This window comes from Kitasatospora sp. NPDC059462, from assembly GCF_042749955.1.
Lineage (GTDB): Bacteria > Actinomycetota > Actinomycetes > Streptomycetales > Streptomycetaceae > Kitasatospora.
Genome location: NZ_JBHYUU010000351.1, coordinates 1 through 3,335, shown reverse-complemented (window position 1 = coordinate 3,335; position 3,335 = coordinate 1). Strand labels below are relative to the sequence as shown.

The 3,335-nt window shown below is 76.2% G+C and carries 2 protein-coding genes; both read right to left on the bottom strand.

The genetic code is table 11. From position 1 onward, the window contains the following. Nucleotides 1–91: 91 nt before the first annotated feature. Nucleotides 92–1,477 carry a pyridoxal phosphate-dependent decarboxylase family protein gene (locus tag ACFXAM_RS38270; protein ID WP_380298509.1) on the bottom strand — a complete coding sequence of 462 codons (1,386 nt, stop codon included), beginning with the start codon at nt 1,475–1,477 and terminating at the stop codon, nt 92–94. 124 nt (nt 1,478–1,601) lie between these two features. Then, the coding region (locus ACFXAM_RS38265) for an ABC transporter ATP-binding protein (protein ID WP_380298507.1) at nt 1,602–3,335 on the bottom strand (1,734 nt) is incomplete at its 5' end.

The window sequence follows — 3,335 nt, the reverse complement described above, 5'->3', positions numbered from 1 at the left end:
GCGCTACGACAAACGCGGCTACGTCTACCTCGGCACCGTCACCGCAGCCGCCCTCGTCATCTGGCTCCGCACATGATCGACCGGACAAGTCCTAGCCGACGAGTCCGCGCACGGCCGTCGCCAGGGCCGCGGCCGTGCGGCGGACGTCCGCGTCGGTGGTGCGCCAGTTGCTGAACGCCGCCCGCAGGGCGGGGACGCCGGCGTAGTGGGTCGGGGTCAGGAAGGCCTCGTCGGCCACGGCGGCGGCCAGCGCGGCCAGGCGCTCGGCGGTGGGGTCCTCGGTCAGGGTGAAGCAGACGACGTTCAGCCGGACCGGGGCCAGCAGGCGCAGCCCCGGCGTCGCCGCCACGGCCTCGCCCAGGGCCCGGGCGCCCGTCACGCAGCGCTCGACGATCTCCCGGTGGCCGTCCCGTCCGTAGGCGCGCAGGGTGAACCAGGCGGCGAGGGCGCGCAGCCGGTGCGAGTTCTCGGGCGTGAGGTGCACCAGGTCGGGGTGCTCGCCGAGCGGGCCGAGGTAGGCGGCGGCGTTGCGGAAGACCTCGGCCTGGAGGTCGGGGCGGCGGGTGAACTGCACGGCGCTGTCGTAGGGGACGTTGAGCCACTTGTGGAGGTCGACGCAGACCGAGTCGGCCCGGTCCAGGCCGGCCACCAGGGCGGCGTGCTCGGGGACCAGTGCGGCGAAGGCGCCGAACGCGGCGTCCACGTGCAGCCAGCAGCCGTGGCGGTCGCGCAGGTCGGCCAGCGCCGACAGGTCGTCGAAGTCCACCGTGTTGACCGTCCCGGCGTTGGCCACCAGGATGCACGGGCCCTCGCTCGCGGCCAGCATCCGCTCCAGGGCGGCCACGTCCACCGCCTCCCGCCCGGGCAGCGCGGGCACCGGCACCAGCGCGGAGCGGCCCAGGCCCAGGACGGCGAGGGCCTTGGCGACACTGGAGTGCGCGCTGCCCGACAGCACCCGCACCCGGCCGAGCGCGCCGACGCCGTCCTCGGCCACGTCCACCCCCAGGCGCTCGCCGAGCCACTGCCGGGCGATCGCCAGGCCGACCGTGTTCGACATGGTCGCGCCGCTGACGAAGGTGCCGCTGTGCGCGGCGGAGAGCCCGAACAGCTCGCGCAGCCGGCCGGCCGTCTCCCGCTCCAGTTGCTGGCCGGCGCCGTCCAGCGAGGAGTTGGAGTTCTGGTCGGCGACGGCGGTCAGCCAGTCGCCCGCCAGCGCCGCCGGGGTCGCGCCGCCGGTGACGAACCCGAAGTAGCGCGGGCCCGCCCCGGCGGAGAGCCTCGGCTCCCAGCGCTCGCCGAACTCCGCCAGCGCCGCCCGCAGCCCGCCGCCCTGCCCGGCCGGCGGCCGCGGGGCGGGCGCGGCGGCGGGCACGACCGGCCGCTCGTCGAGCGAGTCCAGGAAGGCCACCGCCGCGAGCCGGGTCTCCTCCAGCAGTGCGGGCAGGTCGGACAGGTCGGCGGCGAGGTCGGGGTGCATGGCGCTGTTCTCCGCATCGGTCGGGTGTGCCGCCGACGATAGGGACCGGCGGGCGCGGTGTCCCGGTCCAATCCGCACGCGGTGGCCTGGTCACGTCGCCGTGCGCGCGGTGCTCACCGCGCGGTCACGCCACCCCGGGAGCGGGACCGGCGGGGACGGCCTGGCTGCTGACCAGTTCACGGTAGGGGGCGCAGCGCGCGAGCAGCGTGGGGTGGTCGGCGGCGTCGACGACGGTACCCCGGTCCATCATGATCACGTGGTCGGCGTGCTGGACGGTGGAGAGGCGGTGGGCGACGACCACGACGGCGCTGCGGCGGGCCAGGCGGTCCACGATCGCGCGGAAGCGCAGTTCGTTGAGGCCGTCGAGCTGGCTGGTGGGCTCGTCCAGCAGGACGATGTCGGCATCGGCGAGCAGCGCGCGGGCCAGGGCCATCCGCTGGCGCTGGCCGCCGGAGAGGTCGAACTCCCGGCCCAGGACGGTGTCCAGGCCCTGCGGGAGACGTGCGACGTCCTCCGCCAGGCCGACAGTGGCCAGGGCCCGGGCCAGCTCCTGTTCGTCGGCGGCGCCGGACCGGCCGAGCTGGAGGTTGTCGCGGGCGCTGGCCTCCAGCAGCGTGAACTCCTGGTCCACGTAGGCCATCCGGGCGCGCAGTGCGCCCAGCGGCCAGGCCCCGAGGTCGTGGCCGAGGACGCTGACCGATCCGGCGCCGGGCCGCACGAAGCGGCCGACCAGCGCGAGGGCGGTGCTCTTGCCGGCGCCGGACGGGCCGACCACGGCCGTCAGACCGGTGCGCGGGATGCTGAAGGAGGCGGCGCGCAGGGCGGCCCGGCGGGTGCCGCCGTGGGTGAAGGAGACGGTGCGGAAGACCACCGCCGGGGCGTCGGGGACGGGCGTGGGCGCGGTCCGGCCGGCGTCGTCGGGGTCGGCCTCCGGAGGCATCGCGAGGAGCTCGTTGCAGCGGTCGCGGGCGGCCAGCCCGGCCTGGAGGCGGCCGAACCCGGTGGCGAGGGTGTTCACGGACGGGACGGTCTGGAGCAGGTAGAGCAGGAACGCGGCGAACGACGCCACCCGCAGGTCGCCCGCCGCCAGCCGGGCCCCGCCGGTGAGGATGACCGCGATCATCGCGAACTGGTTGCCGAGGGTGAGCACGGCCGGGACCAGGGCGCTCAGCCGGGCGCCGGTCAGCGAGACGGCGCGCAGGTGCTCGGCGTCCGCGGCCAGGACGCGGTCGGCCAGCGGCTCGGCCCGGTAGGCCTTGATGGTGGTGAGGGCCTCCAGGTCGGCGGTGAAGCGCTGGGCGATGCGTCCCACCGCGTCCTGCTGCCCGGTGACGTTGGCCCGCATCCGGCGGGTGATCGCCAGGACCAGGCCGGTCAGCAGGGCGAGCGCGGCCACGGTGACCGCGGTGAGCACCCAGTCGATCCACACCATGACCCCGAGGGTCGCCAGCACGCTGAGCACGGCGAGCGGCAGCTGCATCGCCACTTCCACCACCTGGCCCAGCAGTTGGGCGTCGGAGGTGACGCGGGCGGCGAGCTCGCCGGTGCCCCGGGCGCGGACCACGGGCAGCGGCAGGCGCAGTGTGCGGGCCATCAGGGTGGTGCGCAGCCGGTAGGTCATCCCTTCGGCGACCCGCGCCAGCTGGAAGCCGGAGAGGGCCTGGGCCGCCGCGCCGGTGAGGGCGGCCGCGGCCATCATCAGCAGTCCGGGGGCGAGTGAGCGGTGCTCGGAGAAGTCGCCGACGATCCGGCGGACCAGCAGCGGGAGCGCGAGGGCGGCCGCGGTGGCCACCACGGCGAAGGCCAGGGCGGCGGCGAGGCGGACCGGCTGGGCGGCGAGTTCGCGGCGCAGCCGGAC

Coding starts and splice junctions, on each gene's coding strand:
- ACFXAM_RS38270 (WP_380298509.1), bottom strand. CDS start 1,477: ATGCACCCCGACCTCGCCGCCGACCTGTCCGACCTGCCCGCACTGCTG.